This window comes from Corallococcus llansteffanensis (assembly GCF_003612055.1).
Lineage (GTDB): Bacteria > Myxococcota > Myxococcia > Myxococcales > Myxococcaceae > Corallococcus > Corallococcus llansteffanensis.
On the sequence record NZ_RAWB01000036.1, the window covers coordinates 1 to 25450 of the forward strand.

Below are 25450 nucleotides of genomic sequence, written 5' to 3' on the forward strand. Positions count from 1 at the left end.
GGGGTGGTGGTGGCGACCTGATTCGGCTGCGTGGCCTGCTTCACGCCCTTGCGGATGGCGGGCTGGCGGAAGACCACCACGGGGTCCGGCAGCTCGACGGTCTCCGGCGGGCGGCCGGAGATGAAGACCACCAGCCCCAGCAGCCCCGCGTGCACACCGATGGAGACCCATGCACCCGTGCCGAACCGTCCCGAGCGCAACCCTCGCTGTTCGATGACCGACTCAAACATCTGCCCGCCTCCTGTTCAGGGAGGACGCTCCAGGCGTCCTGTCCCCACAAGAAGCAACCTACGGAGTCGCCACCCACGAAGGGCGGCCGGGGCTCCATGCCTTCGTCATGGTTTCGTCATGACGGGCCGGCACCCGGGACTTCCATGCGGTAGCCCACGCCGCGCAGGGTGTGGATGGTGAAGCCGGAGATGCTCGTCCACCCGAGCTTCTTCTTCAGGTTCGACACGAAGTTGTCCACCGTGCGCGGATCCACGATGACGTCGCGGCCCCACACCGCATCCAAAATCTCTCCCCGGGGCAGGGCGCGGTCGCGGTGGCGCAGGAGGAAGGCCAGCAGGTCGAACTCCGTGCGCGTCAGGTCCACCTCGCTGCCGTCCGCGCGCAGCACCGCGCGCCGGCCCAGGTCCAGCGCGAAGGCGCCGAAGGTCATCACCTGCGGCGGCGCCGTGCCGGCCCTGCGCACCAGCGCCCGCACGCGCGCGAGCAGCTCGCGCAGGCGGTACGGCTTGGTGAGGTAGTCCTGCGCGCCGGCCTCGAAGCCGCGCACCAGGTCGTCCTCCAGCGAGCGCGCGGTGAGCATCAGCACCATGCTCTTGACGCCCTCCGAGCGCAGCCTGCGGCAGAAGCTGTAGCCGTCCTCGCCCGGCAGCATCACGTCCAGGATGAGCAGATCAAACGCGCGCTGCTGCAGGTGCGGCCCGGCCTCCTTCGCGGACGGGGCGTCCGTCACGTCGTAGCCCTCGTCGCGCAGGTTGTCGCGCAGGCCCAGGCGCAGGTTGGCGTCGTCCTCGACGATGAGGATGGAGGGGCGGGTGGAGGGGGGCGTCGTCGTCGTCATCGGCGCGGCTCGGAGAAGGTCAGGGCGAAGGTGGTGCCCTCCGGGCTGGAGGAGGCGATCTGGATGCTGCCCTGGTGCAGCCCCATGATTCTGCGGCACAGCGCCAGCCCCAGGCCACTTCCGTGCACCTCCGGGCCCGACGTCGTCAGCCGGTAGAAGTCGTCGAAGACGCGCTCCCATTCCTCCGGCGGGATGCCCATGCCGTTGTCGCTGAAGAGCACCGTGACGCCGAAGCCCGGCTGCGGGTACGCGCGCACGGTGAGCACCACAGGGCTGCGCTGGTTGTAGAGGCACGCGTTGCGCCCCAGGTTGGCGAACAGCATCCGCACGAGCGACGCGTCCGCGTCCAGCTCCACGTCGTCCACCTCCGAGCGCAGCTCCACCGGCACCGTGACGGCGTCCAGCAGGTCGTCGCGCAGCGTGCCCACCGCCTCCTCCAGCCGCACGCGCGAGGGCCTCAGCGCCCAGCGCCCCTTGTCGATGCGGTTGAAGGACAGGATGTTCTCCACGAGGAAGTGGAGCCCCTCCGCCGCGCGCACGATGCGGGTGGGGTAGTCCCCGGCCTCGGGGTTGTTTCCCAGCCTCCGCTCCAGCGTCTCGCCCAGCAGGCGGATGGAGGCCAGCGGCGTGCGCAGCTCATGCGAGACGGTGGAGACGAAGTCGCTCTTGAGCTCCACGAAGCGGTACTTGCGCTGCTGGGCCACCACCGCCAGCGCCGCGATGGCCGACGCGAGCGCGCCGCACGCCGCCACCAGCAGCGTCTTCAGTCCGTACCTCGCCTCGATGTCCGCCTCCGCCGCGGCCCACCCGGGCATGGCGACTTCCAGCCCCGGGTCGGAGAGGTGCCGCACCACGCCCGCGGGCCGCAGCCGCACCAGGCTGTCCTTCGTGATGAGGTCCCGTGCGCGCAGGTCCTTCGTCAGGCCCGCGAGCAGCGCCTGCACGTCCACGGAGAGCCCGCGCACCTGTTCGGTCCCCGGCTCCACGTACCACTGCTCGCCCAGGAGGGACGGCCCCTCCAGGACATCGGGCATCACCAGCGCTCCGGCTCCAGCCTCCTGCACGCGGGCCTGGAAGGCGTCGGTGGGCTCCGACAGCTCCTGGCTCAGCGCCACGATGCGCGCCTGGAGGAAGTCGAAGTCCGCGCGGGTGAGCCGCGTCCGCGCGCGCAGCAGGTCCCGTTGCAGGCCCGCGCCCCGGGCCATGCCGCCCAGCTCCTCCGGCAGCCCTTCGCGCACCAGCGCTCGGATCAGGGGCGGGGTCAAGTCCCCCTGTCGCAGGCGCTCCACCACCAGCAGCATGAAGGGCAGCTCCTGGTAGGCCGGCAGCGGATGCTCCGCGTGGTAGCGCAGCAGCGCGTCCACTGCCGCGTTCGTGCGGGACTCGTGTCGGGCGGCCAGGGTCGCCTCCACCTCGCGCAGTCGCGCCAGCCGCTCCTGCCAGGGCGCGGGAACGGGGCCCTCCTCGAGCGCCCGGGTCAGCTGCTCGTAGGTGGCCATCGCGGGGGTCTCGGCGCCGTCCTGGGGCCAGTCCACGCGGGGCAGGAACTGGTGGCCCCGGAAGAACAGGTAGTAGCCCTCGGCGGGCAGGAGCGGGTCTCCCATGGCCGCGTTCAGGGCGGGCAGCTGATCCTTGAGCCGCTGGGCGAGCGCGGTGCGCAGGGCCTCCGCCGCGAGCAGCTCCAGGGCCTCGCGCCGGGAGCGCACCTGGGCGCGGGCGTCCTCACGCTCCTGGGTGAAGATGCGCTGGAGCGTCACCAGCCCCCAGCCGAGGGCCAGCAGTCCACAACCCAGGGCCAGCAATGTGGGGAGGAGTCGGCGCAGCATTCGCGTCGCTCCGGACTCTAGCAGTCAGGGTGGAAGGGAGTACGGCTCCGGGCCTGGAGGATGAATAAATAGGGGGAGGCCCGCGTCCCCTCCGGGGTCTGGAGATCGGAGACGAAGTCATGAGTTCTCGATGGTTGGTCTGTTTGATTGTCGGCCTGGCCTCCCAGGGGGCGTCCGCGCAGACCGCGCCGGTCGCCGCCGATGACTGGGGAGATGATGCGTACGTCCAGCAGTCCAACGAGGACGACTCCGGGCCCATCGCGCCGACCGCCCCCCCGGACATGCCCGCCGAGACGCCGAGCGCCCGGCCCTTCGCCGGCGCGGTGTGGACGTCCGGCCATTGGTACTGGGACGGCGACCAGTGGCAGTTCAAGTCCGGCGGCTGGGTGGAGCGCATGCCGGGCTACCAGTACGTCAACGGCTACTGGGCCCAGGACGGCGACATGTGGCGCTGGGTGTCCGGCGGCTGGGCGAAGCAGGGCTCCGACGAGGTGGAGATCCCGGTGGAGGTCGCCAGCGAGGACGTGACGGCCACCCAGGCGCCGCCGCCCCTGCGCGTCGAAGCGCCTCCTCCCGCGCCGGCCCCCGCCTACACGTGGGCCCCGGGCTACTGGTACTGGGGCGTCAACGGCTACGAGTGGGTCGAGGGCTCCTGGATGGAGCCGCCGCGTCCGGGGTTCGTGTTCGTGTCGCCGCGGTGGATCCGCCGCGGGCCTTCCTACGTGTTCGTCGGCGGAGGTTGGACGATGCACGGCTCGGTCCGCGTCATCGTCCCCGTGTACCGCCACGCGAGCATCGCCTTCTCCTTCGGCCGCCCGAATCCGTTCCTGCGCACCTGGTACCGGTATCCGGGCGTGTCGTGGCGCTACTACGGCTACGGCCACCACCGCTATCGTCCGGGCTACTACCACCGGTCGAGCTCCTACGGGTACGGGCGGTCCAATTACTACGGGCCCCGCTCGCATCAGGCGTCACCCGGTTCGCGTTACTCCCCGTCGAACGGTGGCAGGGGCAACGGTCGTCCCGGCGGCTCCCGCGAGTCGAGCGGCGGTTGGGGCGGCGGCAGCTCCGGCGGCCGCCACGAGTCGAGCGGCGGTTGGGGCGGCGGCAGCTCTGGCGGTGGGCGTCCTTCGGGCGGCGGCAGCTCCGGCGGTCGCCATGAGTCGAGCGGCGGTTGGGGCGGCGGCAGCTCTGGCGGTGGGCGTCCTTCGGGCGGCGGCAGCTCCAGCGGCCACCATGAGTCCAGCGGTGGCGGCTCCAGCGGCTGGGGTGGCGGTTCCGGTGGGCGTCCTTCGGGCGGTGGCAGCTCCAGCGGCCACCCCCAGTCGAGCGGTGGCGGCTCCAGCGGTTGGGGCGGCGGCTCCGGCGGCGTCCGCCAGACGAGCGGTGCACGTCCTTCGGGTGGCGGCTCCAGCGGTTGGGGCGGCGGCGGCTCCGGCGGCGGGCGCTCCTCCGGCGGCGGGGGGCGCTCGAGCGGTGGCAGCCACGGCGGCGGCAACGGCGGTTGGGGTGGCGGCCACGGCGGTGGTGGTCACCGCTGAAGCAGCTTGAGGGGCCGGGTCAGACCTCGACCTGGCCCATCAACCACGCTTCCAGTTCACCCAGCTCCCGCTCCTGCGCCTCATGGCGGGAGCGGATGGCCCCCACGGCCTGCTGCATCCCTTCGCGGCTGTAGGGCTTGCCGACCAGCGCGGCCTGCAGGTCCTGCACGAGGTCCGGGTAGAGCGCATCCGAGAAGACCTGTGCGCGCGTGATGTGTCCGTTCTCCGCGTCGACGTGGACCTCGAAGAAGCCCCAGGACAGGTACTCCACCATCTGGTGGTTGAAGCGGGGCGCGTTGCCGAAGCGCCAGTCCCACGACGAGAAGTGCTCGAAGGTGCGCTTGAGCGACGGCTGGCTTTCGAGGAACGAATGCTCCAGCACCTCCGGCTCCGCGGTCGCGCCGTGGAAGTCGCAGAACGCGCCCATCATCGCCTTCACCAGCGACTCGTGCGACGCCTCCGCCTGGAGGTCGCGGATGTTCATCACCCGCGAGCGCACCGACGCGCTGCCCTTGGACTCCAGCTTCTTCGGGTGCGGCGTGAGGTAGTTGGACAGCCGCGTGAGGTTCGCGCCAATGAGGAACGTGCCGTGGTGGAAGGCGCGGTCCTTCGTCTCGCGGTACGCGCTGCCGCTGATCTTCCGGGGCCCGTCCTCCAGCGGAATCACCAGGTCGTTGCGTCCGGACGCCTGGGCCTTCACGCCCAGCCGCGACAGCGCATCCAGCAGGATCGTGATGTTGGCCGTCTTGTTGTAGCCCTCCTTGGCGGACAGGAAGGTGAAGCAGGTGTTGCCCAGGTCGTGGAACACCGCGCCGCCGCCGCTCGTGCGCCGCGCGAGGAAGACCTTGTCCTCCTCCATGCGCGTCAGGTTGCACTCGGACCAGGGGTTCTGGTTGCGGCCGATGACGACCGTGTTGTCGTTGCGCCACAGGAAGAGCGTCTGCGCGCTGGGGTCCAGCTCGCGGAAGATCCAGTCCTCGGTCGCGAGGTTGAACCAGGGGTTGTAGGTCTCCGACAGGAGGATGCGGACGCGCGGCGCTTGAGACATGGGCCCGGAGCATAGCCGCGGGCCGTCCACCACGGGACATCCGCCGGGGCCCGGGGGTGATGGCGCTCCCGGAAGCCGCCCCGGACACTCGGTTCCCGGCGGGGCGCGGGGCGGTGACGCGCCGGGAGGGCCGACCATGCGTCATTCGTTTTCCCTGTCACGCCCCCGGGCGGACGGGCCGGTGGTGCTGTGGGGTGGGGCGCTCCCGTCCGGCAGCCTCAAGTACCTCACCTTCGCCCGCTACCTGGCCGCGATGCCGCCGGGCTCGCGCGGCCTGGTGGAGCTGTCCGGCGCCTCCAGCGCGTTGGCCCTGGACGTCCTGGGCCGCGAGCGGGGCCTGCCCACGGTGGCGCTGACGGACCGCGCGGGGGAGGCCTACCTGCGGGCCCACGGCTTCCAGGGCGAGGTGCGCCACGCGGACTCGCTCGCGAAGCTGTGGGAGCAGGCGCAGGCGTACGAGCGCGAAGGCTGGTGCTGGCCCCGGCAGCTCTCCAACACCGCGCTGGTGGCGTGCGTGGAGTCCTGGGCCTCGAGCCTGCGGGCGCACGTGCGCGAGCGCTTCCCGCTGGTGCGGCGGGTGGTGTGCGGCTTCGGTACGGGCGCGACGCTGGTGGGCCTGACGCGCGTGTTCTCCACCGGAGGCTTCGCCGTCACGGGCCTCCAGCCCGCGCCCGGTCAGCCGCTGCCCGGCTGGCGCACGTGGGAGGGCCAGAACCTGGGGCCGGAGGACCTGTTCTTCGCGCACCACCAGCGCATCCCGCTGGACACGGCGGCGCCCGCGTCGGACTGCTTCACCGCGCTGCTGGACTGGGCCCGGAGACAGGACCACCCGGAGCAGGTGCTGGTCATCGCGCACAACGCCCGCGAACCGGCCCCCGTCGCAAGGGCCTGACGGAAGCCCCTAGCCGTGCAGGGCCTGGAGCCGCGCCTCCACCGCGGCCACCCCTTCGCGCGGGAAGGCAGGCACGTGGGCCAGCTCGCGCCCGGCGAGCCGCAGGAGCGCACGCGCGAGCCCCGGCGAGTCGCCCTCCAGGGCGCGGGCCAGCTCACCGCCCGTCGCCGGATACACCCGCTCCACGCGCCGCACCGGATCCAACCCGTCCAGCAGCGACGCCTCAGGGGCGGGGACATGGCGGGCCAGGAGCAGGCAGAACAGGCGCACCGCTTCGTCGAGCCTCGCGCGCCCGCTCAGCACCTCGCCCCGCGTGTGGCGCCCCAGCCCCACCAGCACCTGTGTGAGCCATTGGCCGAACAGCCACGCATCGTCCGGCGCCGTGCGCTGGAGCTCCTGCGAAGTGATTCGGGCCTGCTCGTCCAACCGCGCCTCCACGCCGCCCCGGTCCAACAACACGCGGTAGCGATTGACGCGCGCGAAGGACAGCTCCTCCAGCGTGAACACCGCGAACTCCAGCAGGTGCCCGTCCCGGTACACCACCTTCACGCCATGCGCTGTCTCACGGAAGGCCATCGCGATGTGCTCCGCGCGTGGCAACCAACCGCGTTCATGTCTCAATGTTTCAGCGTGTTCGGGCTCCACGACGACGAAGAAGTCGTGGTCGCTGAAGTCATCCGGCAGGTAGTCCCGCGCCGCCATCGACCCCAGCGCCACCAGCCCCCGGAACCGACCGTCCGCGTCAACCCTGCGCGTCAATTCCGTGGTGAAGGCCTGAAAGGCGGCGGCATCCATGGTGCTCTCCTCTGGGGATGGCCCGCATGATGCCAGCACGACGCGGGACGTTGCGGTATGATGCGATGCGTTGAAGGCGCATTGCGCAATGCGTCTCAATTCTTGACGCAAGGCGTCGCCGGGTGGAAGTGGACAATCCGCGGCGTCGGGCCCGACCCTGGGCTGACATGCTTTTCGGTTAAATCGGACGTTGACTTGCTTTTTCTCGGTGTCTCGCTTTATGGGCTGATTCGCGGGTCAATCCCCTGGTTGCCCGCCCTCCCACCAGGAGCCTGTATGCGAAACGCCGTCCGGACCCTCGTTCTGACCGTCGCCGTTCTTGCCCTCTGGGCGCAGCCTGCCCGCGCGGATACGTACACGCAGACGAAGTACCCCATCGTGCTGGCGCATGGCATGGCGGGCTTTGATTCGCTGTTTGGCGTGCTGGACTACTTCTACGGCATCGAGTCCAACCTGAAGTCGGGCGGCGCGCGCGTCTACATCACGCACGTTCCGCAGTTCAACACGAGCGAGGCGCGCGGTGAGGCGCTGCTCGCGCAGGTGCAGGACGTGCTCGCGCGCACTGGCGCCGCGAAGGTGAACCTCATCGGCCACAGCCACGGCGGCCTGGACGTGCGCTACGTGGCGGCGGTGCGGCCGGACCTGGTCGCGTCGGTGACGACGGTGGGCACGCCGCACAAGGGCGCGGAGCTGGCGGACTACCTGCGCGCGCGCATCTCGGGCGGCTCGTTCACGGAGAGCGTGCTGGGCTACTTCGCCAGCAACCTGGGCCTGGTGCTGGGCCTGCTGTCGGGCCACACCCAGCCGCAGAACGCGATTGGCGCCCTGGGCGCGCTGACGAAGACGGGCACCTCCGCGTTCACCGCGAAGTTCCCCGCGGGTATCCCCACCACCTCCTGCGGCAGCGGCGCGGCGACGGGCACGCAGGGCCAGCGCTACTACTCCTGGTCCGGCACCGACCCCTTCACCAACGTGCTCGACGCGTCCGACTACGCGATGAAGCTGTCGTCGTTCTTCTACGGCGAGTCGAACGACGGCCTCGTGGGCCGCTGCAGCTCGCACTTTGGCACGGTGCTGCGTGACAACTACGACATGAACCACCTGGACGAGGTGAACCAGGTGCTCGGCATCACCGCGTTCTTCACGGATCCGAAGTCCGTCTTCCGCAGCCAGGCGAACCGGCTGAAGAACGCCGGCCTGTAATCCCCGGAGCGCCCCGCCATGAAGAGCCGCGCCGTCATTCTCGTGGTCGCGCTGTGCGCCCTCCTGGGTGCCGGCGTCTTCTCGTGGTGGAAGGTCCGGGCGGAGGACGCGCCCGGACCCGCTGTCCCCCCGTCTTCTGTCTCCGTCGCGCGGGCCCCGGGCCCGGGCGCGATGCCCGCTAACGCCCCCGTGCCCGGCGTGGCGGGCGGCCCGACGCAGCCGTCCGCCGGCTCCGCGCTGCCTCCGCTGCCGACCTCGCTCCAGGACACGGAGGAGGACGGCGCCGTCTTCGTGGACGCCTCCGGACACCTGGTGCCGAACGCGGACCTGCGCCGGTTCTTCAACTACTACCTGTCCGCGACGGGCGAGGAGTCCCCGTCGCTCATCCGCGAGCGCATCCTCGCGGCGCTGCGGGGCAAGAAGTTGCCCCCGGCCGCCCTGGACGAGGCCGTGCAGGTGCTGGATGACTACCTGGCCTACCTGGACGCGGCCCGGTCGCTGGGGTCGTCGCAGTCGGCCGCCACGCTGGACACCGCCGAGCGCCTGGAGGCCTTGCGCAAGCTGCGCCGCGAACACCTGGGCGGCAGCGCGGAGGGCATGTTCGGCGAGGAGGAGGCGGTGGACGCGGTGGCCGTGGAGCGGCTGAAGTTGCAGAAGGACGCGTCGCTGACGCCCGAGGAGCGCGAGCGCCGCATCGCCGCGCTGGAGGAGCGGCTTTCCCCGGACGTGCGCCAGGGCCGCGAGGAGGCCGTGCGCCCGCTGCGCCAGCGAGCCGTGGAGCAGGAGCTGCTGGCGGCGGGCGCGACGGCGGAGGACCTGCACCAGCACCGGCTCTCCACCGTGGGGCCGGAGGCCACCGAGCGGCTGGAGACGCTGGACCGCGAGCGCGCCCAATGGAAGCAGCGGCTGGAGGACTTCCGCGCGAAGCGCGAGGCGCTGGGCCGCACCCAGGCGGATCCGGCCGCGCGTCAGGCCGCGGTGCAGCGGCTGCTCATCGACTCCTTCACCCCGGAGGAGCGCCTCCGGGTGGAGGCCGCGGATGCCATCAACGCGGCCTCCGGAGGCGGGTGAGGCCGCTTCAGGAGATCTTGAACGGCTTCAGCTCGGAGACCTCTTCGAGCAGCAGCGGCGCCGCGTGGAGGTACGCGGTGGTGCGGCGCTTCTGGTCGATGTCGTCGAAGACGCGCTGCACCTGCTGGGGCGTGAGCCCCATCTCGCTGGAGACCTCCTCGGGCGACACGCCGTGGTTCTTCGCCCAGAGGATGAGGTCGAGCTGCGAGTAGTGCACGGAGAAGTAGAAGTCCTCCTGCGACTGCTCCAGGCTGAAGGTGTCCGTGGTGGGCTCGCGGTTGAGGATGCCGTCGATGACGCCCAGGTGCCGCGCCAGCTTGTACGTCTGCGTCTTGTAGAGGCTGGCGATGGGCTTCACGTCCGCGGCGCCGTCGCCCAGCTTCACGAAGAAGCCCTGATCATACTCCAGCCGGTTGGGCGTGCCGGAGGCGGCGAAGTTCAGCCGGTCCGCGTGGAAGTACTCCATCATCTTGCGCACGCGCTGCTTGAAGTTCGTGGCCGCGACGACCTGCACGTAGGCCTGGGGCGTGAGGCGGAAGCGCTGCTCCTGCCCGTCCACCTGCACCACCACGTAGAAGACGTTGAGGGCGTCCGTGTTCAACCGGTCGCCGTGCATGACGATCTTCCACTTCATGTCCGGCTGGAAGTCGGGGAACACGGAGCGCACCGCCGCGTCGCGCTGCGTGTAGCACCCGGCGGCGTCCAGCACGGGCGCGATGTCGTGCAGCGTGTACTGGATGCCCAGCTTCTCGCAGAGCTCGCGGCCCAGCTGCGAGGACAGGCCGCTGGAGTCACGCTCCGGCAAGAGGAGCCCGAAGACGCGGTCCGGCCCCAGCGCGCGCACCGCCAGCGCCGCCACGCACGCGGAGTCGATGCCGCCCGACACGGCGACCACCAGGCCGCGCTTGCGCAGCTTCTTGAGCACCGCCTCCTTCAGCCCGGCCGACAGCGACGCGGCCTTGGCCTCCCAGTCCAGTTCCAGCACCTGCTTGGAGAACTTCATCGTCACGACCTCGATTCAGGAGAAGAAAGGGAAGACAGCACGCGCGTGCGCAGCTCGGCCTTGAGCACCTTGCCGGTGGGCCCGCGCGGGAGCGCTTCGACGAACAGCACGTGGCGCGGCACCTTGTGGGCGGGCAGTGCTTCGCGGCAGAAGCGGCGCAGGTCGTCCTCCTTCGGCGCGGCGTCCGGTTGGAGCACCACCGCCGCGCACGCGGCCTCGCCGCCCAGGTCGTCCGGCACGCCCACCACGGCGACCTCCAGCACGGCCGGGTGGCGCGCGAGCACGTGCTCCATCTCCGCGGGACTCACGCGGTGGCCGCCCACCTTGAGGATCTCCTTCGCGCGCCCCACGAGGAAGAAGAAGCCGTCCGCGTCGCGCCACGCGAGGTCGCCGGTCCACAGCCAGCCGTCATGAAGGATGGCGGCGGTCTCCTCGGGGGCGCCCAGGTAGCCGGGCGTCACGTTCGCGCCCCGGGCGACGAGCTGCCCCACCTCGCCGTCGGGCAGCGGCGTCCCGTCGTCCGCGACCACCGCCAGCGTCACACCGGGGATGCCCTGGCCGATGGAGCCCGCCTTGTCGGTGGCGCGCGCGGGCGGAAGGTAGCTCAGCCGCGCGGTGGCCTCCGTCTGTCCGTACATGACGAACAGCTCCGCCGGGTGGAAGGCCTCGCGCGTCCAGCGCACGGTGTCCGGGGACATGCCGCCGCCGGCCTGGGTGAGGTAGCGCAGCGTGAGCTTCGCGAGGGAGTCCGGGGCCGCCTGGCGGCGCAGCAGCTCGAAGGTCAGCGGCACGCCCGCGAAACCGGTGCAGGCCTCGGTGGCCATGGCCTCCAGCACCACCTGCGGGTACATGAAGCGAGGATCCAGGAACACGGAGCCGCCCGCGAGCAGGTGCGTCTGGAGCACGCTCTTCCCGTAGCAGTAGTGCAGGGGGAGGATGAGCATGGCGCGGTCGCGCGAGGTGAGGCCCAGGTACTCCACGATGGAGCGCGTGTTCGCGGCGATGTTGGCGAACGTCTGGATGACGCCCCGGGGCGTGCCCGTGCTGCCGGACGTGTAGACGATGGAGGCGGGCGCGTCCGGAGCCCACGCGGGCAGGGCGGTGAGCGGCTCCGACGCGACGTCGGGATCCACCGCACCGTCCTCCTGCACCCACGTGCACGTCGCGGGCGCGAGCAGGGCGCGCAGACGTTCCGGGGGGCGGGAGCTGTGCACCACGAAGCAGTGGGTGAGCGAGGCGCGGCCCGTCCAGCGCCGGGCGTCCTGGCCGAAAAGGACCGCATGCCGCGCACCCGTCTGCGCGAGGATGCCGTCCAGCGACTCCGCGCCGGTCTCCCGGTCCAGCTCCACGGCGCATGCGCCCAGCGCCTGCACCGCGAGTCCCGCCACGGCCGCGGCGCAACCGAGGGGCAGGGCGATGAGGACGCGCGTCCCCGGTCCGACCCCCGCGTCCCGCAGGTGTCCCGCGAGCGCCAGCATCCGTGATTCGAGCTGGCCGTAGGTGATTCGCCCCCAGGGAGAGTCCACCGCCGGTACGTCCGGCGTCGCCTTCGCATGGGCACGCACCCACGCGGGCGCGGTGTCCGCCGTCGGGCTCATGCTGTCTCCAGAAGCAAGGCGTCCACGTCCGCTCGCGAGGAACGCGCGTGCGCCCGCACCCACGCGGGTGCGGTGTCCCCCAGGGGGCTCATGTTGTCTCCAGACGCAAGGCCTCCACGTCCGCTCGTGAGGGGGCGGCTCCACGTGGAAGCGCTACTCGCCCCGGGACTCATGCTGCCTCCAGTTGCACGGCATCCACGTCCGCCTGGGGCACCGGACGCGGAGAAAGGAAGTGGTGGGCCAGCAGCTGCGTGGAGGCCACCGCGAACAGGGCCATGGTGTCCGCCTCGCTCTCCGCCGAGTTCGGCGCGCGCAGCTTCGCCACCAACCGCTCCACCTTGCGCGCGTCGAAGACGCCCGTGGCGGCCACGGCCTCCGGGGCGAGCAGCTCCCGGGCCCACGCGGGGGCTTCCGGGCCCACCAGCGCTCCCGCGATGGGGGCGCGGTAGGGGAACTTGCTGCGCTCCAGGATGGAGGCGGGCACCCGGCCCCGCGAGAAGCGCTTGAGCAGATACTTCTCATCCAGGCCGCGCAGGCGCAGGCGCTCCGGTACGCGCGCGGCGAACTCCATCACCCCGGTGTCCAGGAACGGAAAGCGCCCCTCCACCGCGTTGCCCAGGAGCATGCGGTCACCCTGCGCGGACAGCAGGTAGCCCGACAGCAGCGTGCGCGCCTCCAGGTACTGGGCCCGCGCCAGCGGCCGCCACCCGGCCACGGCCCCGGGCACCGTCGCGAGCACCGACGCCACCGGATCCTCGTCCGCCACCTTCGCGGCGAACTCCGGCGCGAGGAAGCGCAGGATGCGGCCGCTGTTGCCCCAGCGCACCAGGTGCGAGAACGCCAGCGCGTCCGGCGACTCCAGCCCCTGGCCGAAGAACTCGCGCAGCAGCTCCACGCTCTGCTGGCTCACCGACAGCGTGGGGTAGAGCCGGCGCAGGAGCATCGGCCGGTACTTCGACGCCGGCTGACGCGCCCAGAACTGGCGCACCTGCGTCTCCTTGAACAGGTCGTAGCCGAGGAACATCTCGTCCGACCCTTCACCCGTCAGCACGACCTTGATGCCGTGGTCGCGCACCCAGCCGCTCAGCCGCAGGAAGGGCGCGGGCGCGGAGCGCATCATCGCCTGCTCGGCGTGGAAGATGACGCCCGGCACCAGCGCGCCAATGTCCCCGTCGCGCATCTCCACCACGCGGTGCTCCGTGCGCAGCTGCTCGGCCACCGTCGCCTGGTGTGTGCGCTCGTCGAACCGCGCGTGCGCGAAGCCCACGGAGAACGTGCGCAGCGTGCCGCCTAGCTGCTCCTGCGCCAGTGCGCACAGGAGGCTGGAGTCCAGCCCGCCCGACAGGTACGCCGCCACCGGCACGTCCGCGCGCAGCCGCAGCCGCACCGCGCGGTCCAGGACCGCTCCCAGCTCCTCCAGCAGCCGGGGTGCGTCCGGCGCGTCCGGCGTCACGCCGAAGTCCAGGTCCCAGTAGCGCTGGAGCCGCAACTCCCCGTCGCGCCACCTCGCGGTGTGCGCGGGCGGCAGGAGCGACACGCCCTCGAACGACGTGCGCGGCGCCACCGGCGCCCAGAGCTGGAAGGTCTGCTTGAGCCCCCGGGCATCCAGCGCCGGGGTGACGAGCCCGCTCGCGAAGAGGGCCTTCGCCTCCGACGCGAAGGCCAGGTCTCCGCCCGGGAGCGTCGCGTAGAACAGCGGGCAGATGCCCACCCGGTCGCGCGACATCCAGAGCGTGCGGTCGCGCGGATCCCACAGGGCGAACGCCCACTGGCCCTCGAAGCGGCGCACGCAGTCGATGCCCCACGCGAGGAACGCCGCGAGGATGACCTCCGTGTCGGAGCGCGTGCGGAAGGCATACGCACCGGCGAGTTGCTCGCGCAGCTCCACGTGGTTGAAGATCTCCCCGTTGAAGACGACGGTGAGGCCCGTGGCCTCGTCGCGCATCGGCTGGTGACCGGAGGCCAGGTCCACGATGGACAACCGCGCGTGCCCCAGCGCGGCGCCGTCCAGGAGCAGCGCCCGCTGCGCGTCCGGGCCCCGGTGCTTGATGCTGGCGGTCATGCGGCGCAGCCGGTCGGCGTGGAGGGCCGGAGCGGTGCCCGTGCCCGCCGGGAAGGTGAACCCCGCGATGCCGCACATGGTGGGTCAGCTCGCCTTCGACAGGGATTGCTTGCGGGTCACGAAGGCCGCCACGCGCGACAGCGAGTCCAGGTTCTCCGGCACCAGCTCCTTGTCGTCGAGCTTGATGTGGAACTCCGTCTCGATGAAGGCCACCAGCTCCATCATGCCGGTGGAGTCGATGAGGCCCTTGCGCAGGAACGAGTCATCGTCGCCGAAGTCATCCACGAAGAACGTGTCGACGATGAAGGTGCGGAGGGTTTCACGGGGGCTCATGGGGTGTCCTGTCTGGAGCGGAAAAGGGCGGTGCTGGAACAACGCACCCGGTGCGTTTTACTGAGGGCCGGGTGGCGGGAAGGGGCAGGGCTTCAGGCGCTGGAGGCCTCGCGGGCCACCAGGTCCAGGCTCATGCTGCGCGCCGGGTTGCCCATGGCGAGCGAGTCCGGGGGCACGTCCTGCGAAACGATGCTGCCGGCGGACACCACCGACCGCGCGCCGATGCGCACGCCCGGCAGCAGGATGGCGCCGTGGGCCACCCAGACGTCGTCCTCGATGATGATGGGCGAGATGCGCTGGCCGTCCCGGTCGCTCACGCGCACGAAGGACGCGAACATGCACCGGGCGCCAATCTGCACCGACTCCCACGCCTCCAGCGACACGCCGTAGTTGAACTGGGTCTCCGCGCCCACCAGGAGCCGCGCGCCCTCGTAGCAGGCCACCGACGTGGGCAGCATGCCGCCCAGGAACGTCAGCTTGTCGCCCAGCTCCGCGTGGCCGTCATTGCGCGCGGACACCGTGCCGTAGGCCGCCACGCCGTGGCCCAGGCGGAAGGAGCGGAAGAGCCAGCGCGCCCGCGCGACGCCCAGGGCCCGCTCGGCGCGGGGAAGGACCTCCGTGCGCACCACCTGGATGCCCGCGCGCACCGCCCGCGCGGTCTCCGCCGCCGTGGGAAGACCGGGCCTCATCGCGCCACCTCGCGCCGCAGCACCCGGGCCGGCGAGCCGCCCACCGACACACCCGCCGGGATGCGGCGGGAGATGACCGTGCCCGGCGCCACGCTCGCGCCCCGCTGCAGGTGCGCTCCCGGCAACAGGATGGAGCGGCTGCCCACCGTGACGCCTTCCTCCAGCACGATGGGCACCGACTGCGGGCGCGCGTGCCGGTTGCCCCGGAGCGGGTGATACATGTTGTCCAGCACCTTGCACCACATCCCCAGGCGGCTGCGCGCGCCCACCGTGACGTAGGACTGCGCTTCAATGGAGCTGCCGCCTTCGATTGTCACGTCATCGTCCAGGACGATGCGCGCGCCCCGCTGCGCGTGCAGCTCGATGGGGGCCATCCGCGCGTCGAACAGCACGCGGTGGCCCACCTGGATCTCACCCTCGCCGTGAATCCAGACGCGCCCCCAGACGGTGGGCCGCAACCCCACGCTCTCGCAGCGGCGCAATTTCAGACGCGCGACGGTCGGCCCCAGGCCGAGCATCATCATCAAGGGAATGCGCATATGTCAGGGCTGGGCCTTCGCGGAGGCAGGCGCCTCGCGCGTGGGTTCGGGCAGGGCGCCCAGGAAGGAGACGAGCGCGGCGGCGACGCGCGCCTGCCCCTGGGCGTTGAGGTGGCCGCCGTCATCCGAGTACGCGGGCACCATCGCCGGGTAGGCGCGGCCGTTCACTTCATACGTCTCGCGGGTGCCGTCGGCCTGGGACGACTCCAGCGCGGCCAGGTCGAACAGGGGCTCCTTGCCGTCATAGGTCTGACGCATCAGCGCGTTGAACGCCTCGCGCGACACGTTCTCTCCCACGCCGAAGACGGGCCGGCCGCGCAACTCATTGAGCCAGGCCCGCGCCCCGCGCTGCACCGTCGTCAGGGGCGCGGTGACGTGGACGAAGGTGACGCCCGGGTGGCGCGTCTTCAGGCCCGCGAGCGTGGCGCGATACTTCTCGAACAGGGCCTTCGCGTCGGTGCCTCTGTTGAAGTCGATGTAGCAGAACTTCATCAGCGCCACGTCCACCTGCCGCGCCAGGCCCCCGTCCAGCAGGCGCTCGAAGTGCGCGAGCTTCGTCTCCGGCTGCTCGTTCTGTCCCACGAACGCATGCGCCAGCGTGCCGGGCCCCAGCGTCGCGCCAGGGTCCTTCACCTCCACCACGGAGGTCGCCGGCGCCAGGCCGCGCACCCCATCCAGGATGTTGCCGCCCACGGACTGATGGCCGAAGAACACGCGGCGCTGCGACAGCCGCTCCAGGCTCGCGCGTGTCACGTCTGTCTTCACCGGTGCGGTGGCCGCAGCGCCCTGGGGCAGGACCATCAGCAGCACGCCAGGAAGGAGCAGGGCACCTAATCGTGCGGGGAAGCCACGGACCGATTGCATGTGTGAACGTTTAAACCCTTCCCACGCCGAGCGTCAAAGGCCCGAGCCCCCTGGTCGGATGCATGCCGTCCAGCCCACCACGCAAACCTGACTGTGTATGCGAACCGGGTCTGGTTTGCCCCGGAGTGGTATCCCGGAAATCCACTACTCGTGTGTCAGGCCAAAGAGCTGACGCAGCCGTCCAAGGATGCGGCCCGCCTCGGGCGTGTGGTCCGGTCCTCCGCCGGAGGCCTGGGCCACGGCGCGCAGCTGGGTGCGGCGCTGGGCCAGGAGCGCGGAGAGCTGGCGGGCCAGGCCCGGGTAGTCGGAGAACAGGCGGGCGAAGGTGGGCCGGTCCAACTCCAGCAGCACCGCGTCCTGGAGGGCCACCACCGTGGCGGCGCGGCGCTCGCCGGTGAGCAGGGACATCTCTCCGATGTAGTGGCCCGGGCCCAGGCGCGTGATTTCGGCCTGGATCGTGCCGGCGCGCACGCTGACCTCGCCAGCGGCCACGACGTAGAAGGTGCCGCCCTCGTCGCCCTCCTGGATGATGCGCTCGCCCTGGCCGAAGCGGCGCACGACGACCTCGCGGTGCAGGCGCTCCAGCTCCTCCGGGCCCAGCGGCGCGAAGAGGTCCACCTGGCGCAAGAGGTCGCGCACGGTGTTGTCCGCCAGCTCCCGCCGCTTCGCGCCGCCCTCGCGGCGCAGGTGCACCGTGCGCTGGGCGTGGGGCAGCTCCAGGCCCTCGCGGCGCAGCCGGTACCACAGCCGCGTGTGCAGCTCCTCCCGCACGCTGTCCGACAGCGCGAAGTCGTTGAGGAAGACGCGCACCATGTACTGCACGTTGGATTCGCCGAAGGACACCGTGCGCGCCAGGGGCGGCGGCTGCACGAGGATCTGCGGAATCTCCCGGGCCACGTCCAGCAGGGCCTGCTTCACCTGGTTGGGCGGCGCGTCCAGCGACACGCCCACCTGCACCTCGATGCCCACGGGCTCGCGGTGCTGGGTGAAGTTCTTCACGTGCTCCTTGGCCACCATGCTGTTGGGCAGGGTGATGAGCTCGCGCCGGAAGTTCGCGACGCGGATGGAGCGCCACCCGATGTGCACCACGCGCCCGGTGTGCTCACCGATGCGGATGAAGTCGCCCACCTCGAAGGGGCGGTCCAACTGCAGCGACAGGCCCGCGAAGAGGTTGCCCAGCGTCTCCTGGAGCGCGAGGCCGATGACCACCGTCAGCACCGCGGACGTGGCCACCAGGCCCGCCAGGTCCAGGTTGAGCTGGCTCTGGAGGATGGGCACCGTGGCGAGCGCGTAGAGCGTGAAGTCGATGACGTCGCGGAGGATCTTGGGCGTCGTCACCGGCGAGCGCATCCGCACGAGCTTCAGCGCGAACGCCACCGCCGCGCGGATGACGCCGTAGGCGAACGTGAGCATCCAGCCCACGCCCAGGGCCTTGCGCAGCCCCTCCGGCGTCGACGCTTCCGGCAGGAAGCGCGCGATGAGCCGCAGCGCCAGGAACGCGACCAGCATCCGCACCGCGCGCTTGAGGTCGTCGCGCAGGTCCGGGTCGCGGGTGGTCCCATGGATGCCCAGCAGGAGCACCGTCAGGATGGCGCCCGCCACCAGGGGGAGATGGCCTTCGAGGAAGTTCAGCACGTTCCGGGAATCTGACCGGCCCCGCGCACGGGGGTCAAGGCGGCGGTTGACGGGTGCCCGCCGAGCGGAGATACACGCCCCCATGACGCTCGCTTCGGTGCAGGGACAGCCCCGCGCGGTGGACGCGCTGCAAGCGGCCTTGCGGACGGGCTCGGTGCACCACGCCTACCTGTTCGCCGGTCCGGAAGGGGTGGGCAAGGAGCTGGCCGCGGTGGGGCTCGCCCAGGCCCTCACGTGCCCCGAGGCCCCGGAGGTCGGCTGCGGCACCTGCGCCAGCTGCACGCGCATCGCCCGGGGGCTGCACCCAGACGTCACCTGGGTGATGCCGGATGACGAGCGCGTGTCACGGGGGCTGGCCGGCCGCTCGGACTTCACCGGCACGCCCAGCCGCGAGCTGCGCGTGGAGCAGATCCGGCAGCTCCAGGAGCGCCTGGCGCTGCGCGGCCTGGAGTCGAAGCGCAAGGTGGCCATCCTGGTCAGCGCGGAGCAGATGAACGTCCAGGCGCAGAACGCCTTCCTCAAGACGCTGGAGGAGCCGCCCTCGGAGACCACCCTCATCCTGGTGGCGTCCGCCATGGACCGCCTGCTGCCCACCATCCGCAGCCGGTGCAGCAAGGTGCACTTCGGCCCGCTGCCCGTGGAGCTGGTCGCCGAGCACGTGCAGAAGGCGCGCAAGCTGGACGCGGACACCGCCGCCCTGGCCGCGGTGATGTCCGGCGGCAGCCTGGGCCGCGCGCTCGCGCTGGACGTGAAGGCGCTGGCGCAGCGCAAGGACGTCATCACCGCCTTCGAGTCCCTGCGCGGCAACGACATCCCGGGCCTGCTGCGCTTCGCGGAAGGCCACGGGGGCTCGCGCGAGGACGCGGACGCGGCGCTGGAGCTCCTGCTGTTGTGGACGCGTGACGTGTCGCTCGTGAAGGCGGAGGCGGAGGGCGGGATGGCGAACCGGGACCTGAAGGCGCTGGCGGCGGAGGTGGCGGCGCGCACGTCGGAGGCCGCGCTGCACCGGCGCCATGCGCTGCTGGAGTCAGCGCGCACGGCCATCGGGACGCGCAACGGCGCGCCCCGGTTGCAGCTGGAGCGCCTGCTCATCGAGCTGTGCGTGGAGGGCCGGTGAGCGCGGACATGGACGAGGTGCTGGCGGAGGTGAAGGGCGGCAAGGTGTGGCCGCTGTACCTGCTGTGGGGCGAGGAGTTCCTCGTCCGCAAGGGCGCCGACGAGCTGGTGAAGACCCTGGTGCCGGACGCCTCCATGGGGCTGAACCTCGCGGTGCTGGACGCGGCCTCCCCGCGCGAGGTGGCGCAGGAGTTGGCCACGCTGCCGCTGTTCCCCGGCCGCAAGGTGGTGCTCGTCCGGGACCCGGAGTTCCTCGCGCCCAAGAAGGGCAAGGGCGACGCGCTGGCCAAGGCGCGCGACGCGTGGAAGGCCGGCAAGCGCAAGGAGGGCGCCAGGCGGCTGCTGGCGCTCGCGGGCCGCGCGGGCTGGGGCGTGGATCAGCTGGATCCCCGCGTGCCCGGCGCGCCGTCCGTGGAGCAGTGGAAGGACGAGCTGAACGTGGACCTGGCGGACGTGGACCTCACCTTCCTCCAGGAAGCCGCGGCCTTCTGCCGGGAGGAGCGCATCAGCGCGCCCGAGGGCGACGCGTCCGCGCTGCTGGAGCTGCTCCAGAAGGGCGTGCCTCCGGGCCATGCGCTGGTGCTGGCGGCCACGGACGTGGACTCGCGCAGCCCGTTGCTGAAGTTCGCGCAGGACAAGGGCCGCCTCTTCGAGCGCAAGGTGGCCGCGCGCCACAAGGACCTGGACCTCACGGAGATCGCCCGCGAGTTCCTGGCCCCGCTCAAGAAGAAGCTGGGGCCAGGCGCGCTGGAGGGGCTGAAGGAGCGCATCGGCGGCAACATCCGGCTGCTCCAGTCGGAGCTGGAGAAGCTGGCCGTCTACGCGGAAGGGCCCACCATCGAAGCGGCGCACGTGGCGCTGCTGGTGCACCATGCGCGCGAGGAGGAGTTCTTCGAGCTGACGGAGTCCCTCCAGAAGCGCGAGCTGCGGGACGCGCTCTCCTACGCCGAGGACGCGATGGGGCAGGGGACGCACGCGCTGCAGCTTCTGGGCGCGGTGGCGTCCATCGTCCGCTCGCTCCTGGAGAACCACGCCTGGCTGGAGCGGTACGCCAACGGCCAGCCGCCCAAGAACGGCCGCGACGTGGAGACGCGCATCCTCCCGAAGCTGGAGGCGGAGCTGAAGGCAGCCAAGCGCAAGACGCCCAACGCGTGGGCGCTCGCGTTCGGCATGCAGGCCGCCGCGCGCTACGAGCGCCGCGAGCTGCTCAACGCCCTGGTGGCGTGCGCGGACGCGGACCTGGCGCTGAAGTCCTCCGCCAGCGGGAAGCTCGTCATCGAACGGCTGCTCTGGACGGTGTGCACCCGCGCCTGAGCACCGGCCGGGGCAGCGCCCGGACGTGCGCGCCGGGAAGGCCTGGGGTAGAGGAGGGCCATGGCGGACAAGCGGCGCTTCGACCTCTTCGCGGACCTCCTCGTCACGCGCTTCCCCCAGGCCACCCGCGTCTATGACGTGGCCGGCGGCCAGGGGAAGCTGAACGAGGCGCTCACCCAGCGCGGGCGCACCGTCACCACCTTCGACCTGCGCCACAAACACCTGCCGGTGAAGTACGCCCAGCGGCCCTTCACCCTGGACGAGCCGTGCGAAGCGGAGCTGGTGGTGGGCATGCACCCCGACGGCGCCACCCGCGTCATCATCGAGTACGCCGCGCGCCACGGCCTGGGCTTTGCCGTCGTGCCGTGCTGCTCCGACAACGGCATGCCCTACAAGCCGTGGATGCGGCACCTGGCCGACGTCGCCCGCGACGCCGGCTTCACCACCGTGGAAGAGGCCGCGCTCCCCATGGACGGCCGCGCGCGCGTGCTGCTGGGCCTGCCGCGCTGAAACCCGGCGGTGCTTTGCTCACCAAGAAAAAACCGTCAACCGAGAATTGCTTGAATACAGGACACACCCCGCGTGCACTGTCACGGTTCAGGACAGGTGCGGGGAAATGGCCGAATCCCCAGTGAATCCAGGCACCTGGACCCTCTGGCGTAACGTCTTCTTGCAGATTTCAGAAGATTTCCAGCGCTCGGATGTGCCAGGGCCGTGACGGCGTTCCCGCTTACTGCGAGCTATTCCGGGCACTTAATGAGTTGGCCTGAAGAATGCTGAAAGGAGCGCTGCCACGGCGACGACCCCCTTCGCCGGGCAGGAGGAACCACCTTGGTTCGCACCACCCGTTTCGTCACTGCGCTTCTCGCCACCCTCCCTCTCGCCGCCTGCGGCGTCGGGGAGACGGATTCCAACCCTTCGAACGATCTCCAGAAGCCGGATGAGGTCGCGGATGTGCAGAGCGCGCTGAGTGCGATTCCGGGCGCCCAGATTGTCGGAACGAACGCGGACGGGACTCCGCACACCATCCAGGGCCGCCTGGGCCAGGCCGACCGCCCCCTCACGGGCTTCGCGGCGGCGGACGTGCACACGGCCATCGCCGGCTCCATGCCCGGCATCGCGTCGCTGTTCCGCCTGAACGCCTCGGACCTGCAGGTCCGCAAGGTGTCGGTGGACGAGCAGGGCGTTTCGCACGTGCGCTATGCGCAGACGCTGAACGGTCTGCCGGTGGTGAACGAGGAGCTGGTGGTGCACGTGGCCCCCACGGGCGACATCTACGCCGCGAACGGTTCCGCGCGCAGCGGCGGGCAGCTCTCCGCGCGTCCCGTGGTCTCCGCCGAGTCGGCGCGCACCGCGGCGCTGCGTGACACGCAGGGCAAGGGCCTGGCCGTCACTGGCACGCGCTTGGTCTACATCCGCGCCGAGGACGACCAGCGTCTGCGCCTCGCCCACGAGGTGACGGTGACGGGCGAGACCGCCCTGATGCCGCTGCGCGACCGCGTCTATGTGGACGCCATCAACGGCGCCATCATCACGCGCACGCCGGAGATCCACACGGCGCTCAACCGCAAGCTGTACAGCGCGAACAACGGCACGAGCACGCCGGGTACGCTCAAGCGCAGCGAGGGCCAGGCGGCCACCGGTGACACGCACGTCGACATCAACTACGACATGCTGGGCTACACCTACAACTGCTACAAGACGCTCTTCAACCGCGACTCGCTCAACAACGCGGGCGCCACGCTCATCAGCACGGTGCACTACAGCACCAACTACGTGAACGCCTACTGGGACGGCACCCAGATGGTGTACGGCGACGGCGACGGCGTGAACTCCATCGCGCTGGGCAAGGACGCGGACGTCACGGTCCACGAGCTGACCCACGCGGTGACGTCGTACGAGTCCAACCTCACGTACTCCGGCCAGTCCGGCGGTCTGAACGAGGCCATGTCCGACACGTTCGGCGCGGTCTGCGAGAGCTGGAACACCGGCTGGAGCACCGGCGCGGACATCTGGAAGGTCGGCGAGGACGTGTGGACGCCCGCCACGGCCGGCGACGCGCTCCGCTACATGGATGACCCGGCGAAGGACGGCGCGTCCAAGGACTGGGCGGCCAACGTGACGTCCAGCACGGACGTGCACTACAGCTCCGGCGTGCCCAACCTGGCGTTCGCGCTGCTCGCCAAGGGTGGCACGCACCCGCGCGGTCGCTCCACCATCGTGGTGCCGGCCATCGGCGTCGAGAAGGCCGCCCGCATCTGGTACAAGGCCAACACGGACATCTACACGGCGGGCACCACGTTCGCCCAGGCGAAGACCTGGACGGTCCAGGCCGCCGTGGCGCTGGGCTACGACGCGGCGACGCAGGCTGCCGTGACGGCCGCCTGGGAAGCGGTGGGCGTGGGCGGTACGGTGACGCCTCCGACGTGCATCACGCTGACCAACGGCGTCGCGAAGACGGGCCTGTCGGGCGCTTCCGGCTCCGAGACGAACTACTGCATCGACCTGCCGGCCGCCAAGGCGTCCAGCTACGTGCTGAGCGGCGGCACGGGTGACGCGGACATGTACATCAAGTTCGGCTCCGCGCCGACCACGACGTCCTACGACTGCCGTCCGTACCTCTCCGGCAACGCGGAGACGTGCAACGCGGCGGCGAAGACGGCGGCGGGCAAGATGTACATCATGCTCCGCGGCTACACGTCGTACAGCGGCACGTCGCTGAAGGCCACGTACTAAGCCCTTCCACGCGCCCGGCGTGACTCCACGCCGGGCACCGTGAAGGTCCATCTTCCGCCTCCGGGGCTCTTGTCCCGGGGGCGGTTGTGTTTGCGGGCTCGCCCCGTGTCGCGGTGCCAGCAGCGGCGGATGCGCGGGCTTCAGCGCTCGAAGCGGCAGGTCCGCTTGAGCCAGCGCCGGGGCCAGGAACTCGCGCGGCGGGCCAGGAGGGCGAGCCGGCGAGCCGGCGGGCAGGCGACACGGAGGCTGTCGCGCTGGAACGGGGTAGGGTGGCCGCGCTTTCCCGCACAGGAGGACGCATGGGGCGGCGGCTGGGTGTCGTGGTGCTGGCGCTGGTGTTGGGCTTCGGAGGCGTGTCGTGCCGGCGCGGTGTGCGCGGGACGCCCTCTCGCACCTGCGTGGTGCTGTCGGTGGGCGGCACCAAGGGGCTCGCGCACGTGGGCGCGCTGGATGCGCTGGTGGCCCGGGGCATCCCCATCGACTGCGTGGTGGGCAACAGCATGGGCGCGGTGGTGGGCGGGCTCTACGCCTCCGAACCCCGGGGCAACCTGCGCCAGCGCTACCGGGACTTCTTCGCCGCCTACGAGCAGGAGACGCGCAGGACGACCGGCGTGCGCGGCGCGGTGGGGGCGGCCGTCGGCCTGCTGGCGGTGCTGGTGTCGGGCGGCGCGCTGACCCCGGCCCTCGCGGTGGGAGCGCTGGGCGCTGCGGGCGCGGCGGCCACGGCGCCCCGCTTGAGCCACGAGCGCTTCGCCCACGTGCTGGAGCGCTACTACGAGGGCGCGCGCGTGGAGGACCTGCCCGTGCCGTTCGTCACCTTCCACCAGGCCCCCACGGAGCAGGGGCTGCGGCTCGTCACCGTGACGCAGGGGCCGCTGTCGGAGGCCGTGGCCGCGAGCGCCGCCAACCCGCTCCTGTTCGAGGACGCGACGCTGGAGCGCATCGACCCGGGCGCGGACCGCGTGTCCGCGACCCCCATCCACGACGCCTGCCAGCAGTTCCCGGGCGCGCGGCTCATCGCCATCAACGTCACCGGGGAGCCCGCCTTCTACCGGGGCGACCTGGACTGCGACGTGCGGGAGGTTCGCGTGGATGTGCCCGCGCCGCCGGTGGACGCCTTCACCGGCCGGGGGCCCGCCTTCGAGTCCGCGTACGACGCGGGCCGGGACGCGGTGATGCGGGCGCGGCTGGACTGAAAGCCGCACGGCTCGCGGCTTTCGCGCGGGCCTCAGCGGGCGGTGAGCAGCCCCGTCACGTCGCGCCAGCCGCCCTGGCAGGGCGCCGTGTCCGTGGCCAGGTAGTGCCCCACTCGGCCGGGTGCCAGCGCGACGATGGCCGACGAGCGCGTCCCGTACACCTCCGTGTGGATGCACAGGGCCTGGAGCCGCTGGAGGAAGTCCGCCGGCAGGTCGTTCTCCATCAGCGGCCCCGTCGCGGCGTCCCGGGGTGGCAGGGCATGGTCGGCCAGGGCCGCCTGGAGCCCCGTCACCAGCTCCGGCCACGGGCGCCGGGCCACCCCTTCCGCGAGCGCGTGGGCCCGCGCCACCTTGGGCAGGGCGAGGTTGTCCAGGTTGTCATTGGGGAGCACGTGGACACCGGGCGGCACGTCCTCGTGCAACAGGCGCGCATGGCCTGGCCGCGCGTAGGCCACCCGCAGGCCGCGCGCGTCCCCGTAGAGCAGGTTGAAGGGCAGGAACTCCGGGGCGGGCAGGGTGCCGAGGTAGCGCTCGATGGCCTCCACCGACCCGGCCTGGAGGGCGCGCAGGACGACCTCGCCCCGCGAGCGGGGGGCCGGGCCCAGGCCGCGGGCGCCCCGCTGGTTCGTCAGGCCGACAAACACCCCGTCGTGCGTTACACCCATCCACGTTCCGCCCCGCTCCACGTCCTGGCCGCCCACGGCGCGCGGTGACTCGGAGAGGATCCGCGGCCCGTGGGCTGGACGCGCGTAGAGCTCATCCCGGTTGGCGGCGAGGACCAGCGGCCACTCGGGGTGGATGTCACGGAGGATGAGGACGGTGCACATGCGGATGGGTCGATAACATCCACCATCGTGCCATGCACCTGTGGGCGCGCATGTTGATCGATGACCTCGTTTCCCCGAGCGGCTATGGTCCGC

The 25450-nt window shown here is 71.4% G+C and carries 22 protein-coding genes and 1 pseudogene; 9 read left to right on the top strand and 14 right to left on the bottom strand.

The annotated features are described in order from the left end of the window. From D7V93_RS05615 to D7V93_RS05625, 3 genes and pseudogenes are all read right to left on the bottom strand, one after another. Nucleotides 1–230 (bottom strand): annotated as a pseudogene (locus D7V93_RS05615) (energy transducer TonB); the annotation flags it as partial. Nucleotides 231–346: 116 nt separating this feature from the next. Beyond that, nucleotides 347–1069, bottom strand: coding sequence for a response regulator transcription factor (locus D7V93_RS05620; RefSeq protein WP_120642383.1), 723 nt, complete (start codon nucleotides 1067–1069; stop codon nucleotides 347–349). After that, the gene (locus tag D7V93_RS05625; protein WP_120642384.1) at nucleotides 1066–2895 is read right to left on the bottom strand and encodes a sensor histidine kinase; all 1830 of its coding nucleotides are present in this window, start codon (nucleotides 2893–2895) and stop codon (nucleotides 1066–1068) included. The genes D7V93_RS05620 and D7V93_RS05625 overlap by 4 nt, the downstream gene beginning before the upstream one ends. Before the next feature lie 119 nt (nucleotides 2896–3014). On the opposite strand from D7V93_RS05625, the gene D7V93_RS05630 reads away from it, so the two are divergent. Beyond that, the gene (locus tag D7V93_RS05630) at nucleotides 3015–4436 is read left to right on the top strand and encodes a YXWGXW repeat-containing protein (protein WP_120642385.1); all 1422 of its coding nucleotides are present in this window, start codon (nucleotides 3015–3017) and stop codon (nucleotides 4434–4436) included. A gap of 19 nt (nucleotides 4437–4455) precedes the next feature. On the opposite strand, the gene lplA is transcribed toward D7V93_RS05630, so the two are convergent. Further along, a complete protein-coding gene (gene lplA, locus D7V93_RS05635; protein ID WP_120642386.1) occupies nucleotides 4456–5484 on the bottom strand; it encodes a lipoate--protein ligase in 1029 nt (342 codons plus the stop codon). A 136-nt stretch (nucleotides 5485–5620) separates the two neighbouring features. Between lplA and D7V93_RS05640 the strand changes: the two genes are divergently transcribed. Beyond that, the gene (locus D7V93_RS05640; RefSeq protein WP_120642387.1) at nucleotides 5621–6376 is read left to right on the top strand and encodes a PALP domain-containing protein; all 756 of its coding nucleotides are present in this window, start codon (nucleotides 5621–5623) and stop codon (nucleotides 6374–6376) included. Nucleotides 6377–6385: 9 nt separating this feature from the next. Here the strand turns inward: D7V93_RS05640 and D7V93_RS05645 are convergent, their stop codons facing one another. After that, complete coding sequence (locus D7V93_RS05645; RefSeq protein ID WP_120642388.1) at nucleotides 6386–7171, bottom strand: hypothetical protein; 786 nt, start codon at nucleotides 7169–7171, stop codon at nucleotides 6386–6388. A gap of 276 nt (nucleotides 7172–7447) precedes the next feature. Here D7V93_RS05645 and D7V93_RS05650 point away from each other — a divergent pair, with 276 nt between their 5' ends. Together D7V93_RS05650 and D7V93_RS05655 are read left to right on the top strand one after the other, a co-directional pair. Beyond that, nucleotides 7448–8374: an esterase/lipase family protein gene (locus D7V93_RS05650; protein ID WP_120642389.1), complete on the top strand. Its 927-nt coding sequence runs from the start codon at nucleotides 7448–7450 to the stop codon at nucleotides 8372–8374. 18 nt (nucleotides 8375–8392) lie between these two features. Next, nucleotides 8393–9445 carry a lipase secretion chaperone gene (locus tag D7V93_RS05655; protein ID WP_120642390.1) on the top strand — a complete coding sequence of 351 codons (1053 nt, stop codon included), beginning with the start codon at nucleotides 8393–8395 and terminating at the stop codon, nucleotides 9443–9445. A 7-nt stretch (nucleotides 9446–9452) separates the two neighbouring features. Here D7V93_RS05655 and nadE read toward each other — a convergent pair whose 3' ends face one another. The 8 genes from nadE to D7V93_RS05695 all read right to left on the bottom strand — a co-directional run bounded on the left by nadE (nucleotide 9453) and on the right by D7V93_RS05695 (nucleotide 18168). Then, complete coding sequence (gene nadE / locus D7V93_RS05660) at nucleotides 9453–10448, bottom strand: NAD(+) synthase (RefSeq protein ID WP_120642391.1); 996 nt, start codon at nucleotides 10446–10448, stop codon at nucleotides 9453–9455. A 2-nt stretch (nucleotides 10449–10450) separates the two neighbouring features. After that, complete coding sequence (locus D7V93_RS05665; RefSeq protein ID WP_120642392.1) at nucleotides 10451–12046, bottom strand: class I adenylate-forming enzyme family protein; 1596 nt, start codon at nucleotides 12044–12046, stop codon at nucleotides 10451–10453. Between the two features lie 169 nt (nucleotides 12047–12215). After that, nucleotides 12216–14186 (bottom strand): asparagine synthase (glutamine-hydrolyzing), encoded by a 1971-nt coding sequence (asnB, locus tag D7V93_RS05670; RefSeq protein WP_120642393.1) that lies wholly within the window; start codon nucleotides 14184–14186, stop codon nucleotides 12216–12218. A 6-nt stretch (nucleotides 14187–14192) separates the two neighbouring features. After that, entirely contained in the window at nucleotides 14193–14441 is a 249-nt protein-coding gene (locus D7V93_RS05675) for an acyl carrier protein (protein ID WP_120642394.1), read from the bottom strand. Between the two features lie 92 nt (nucleotides 14442–14533). Beyond that, nucleotides 14534–15130 (bottom strand): acyltransferase, encoded by a 597-nt coding sequence (locus tag D7V93_RS05680; protein ID WP_120642395.1) that lies wholly within the window; start codon nucleotides 15128–15130, stop codon nucleotides 14534–14536. Next, nucleotides 15127–15669, bottom strand: a complete 543-nt coding sequence (locus D7V93_RS05685) for an acyltransferase (RefSeq protein WP_120642396.1) — start codon at nucleotides 15667–15669, stop codon at nucleotides 15127–15129. The genes D7V93_RS05680 and D7V93_RS05685 overlap by 4 nt, the downstream gene beginning before the upstream one ends. Before the next feature lie 3 nt (nucleotides 15670–15672). Then, a complete protein-coding gene (locus tag D7V93_RS05690) occupies nucleotides 15673–16422 on the bottom strand; it encodes an SGNH/GDSL hydrolase family protein (RefSeq protein ID WP_244237127.1) in 750 nt (249 codons plus the stop codon). A 255-nt stretch (nucleotides 16423–16677) separates the two neighbouring features. Continuing rightward, a complete protein-coding gene (locus D7V93_RS05695; RefSeq protein ID WP_244237128.1) occupies nucleotides 16678–18168 on the bottom strand; it encodes a mechanosensitive ion channel family protein in 1491 nt (496 codons plus the stop codon). 82 nt (nucleotides 18169–18250) lie between these two features. Between D7V93_RS05695 and holB the strand changes: the two genes are divergently transcribed. From holB to D7V93_RS05720, 5 genes are all read left to right on the top strand, one after another. Beyond that, nucleotides 18251–19285, top strand: a complete 1035-nt coding sequence (gene holB, locus D7V93_RS05700) for a DNA polymerase III subunit delta' (RefSeq protein ID WP_120642399.1) — start codon at nucleotides 18251–18253, stop codon at nucleotides 19283–19285. Nucleotides 19286–19293: 8 nt separating this feature from the next. After that, nucleotides 19294–20598 (top strand): DNA polymerase III subunit delta, encoded by a 1305-nt coding sequence (gene holA / locus D7V93_RS05705; RefSeq protein ID WP_120642408.1) that lies wholly within the window; start codon nucleotides 19294–19296, stop codon nucleotides 20596–20598. Between the two features lie 60 nt (nucleotides 20599–20658). Then, nucleotides 20659–21108 (top strand): hypothetical protein, encoded by a 450-nt coding sequence (locus D7V93_RS05710; RefSeq protein ID WP_120642400.1) that lies wholly within the window; start codon nucleotides 20659–20661, stop codon nucleotides 21106–21108. Nucleotides 21109–21429: 321 nt separating this feature from the next. Then, nucleotides 21430–23334, top strand: a complete 1905-nt coding sequence (locus D7V93_RS05715; protein WP_120642401.1) for a M4 family metallopeptidase — start codon at nucleotides 21430–21432, stop codon at nucleotides 23332–23334. A 299-nt stretch (nucleotides 23335–23633) separates the two neighbouring features. Beyond that, nucleotides 23634–24530: a patatin-like phospholipase family protein gene (locus D7V93_RS05720; RefSeq protein WP_120642402.1), complete on the top strand. Its 897-nt coding sequence runs from the start codon at nucleotides 23634–23636 to the stop codon at nucleotides 24528–24530. A 32-nt stretch (nucleotides 24531–24562) separates the two neighbouring features. Here D7V93_RS05720 and D7V93_RS05725 read toward each other — a convergent pair whose 3' ends face one another. Beyond that, a complete protein-coding gene (locus D7V93_RS05725) occupies nucleotides 24563–25357 on the bottom strand; it encodes an NRDE family protein (protein ID WP_120642403.1) in 795 nt (264 codons plus the stop codon). Between the last annotated feature and the right edge of the window lie 93 nt (nucleotides 25358–25450).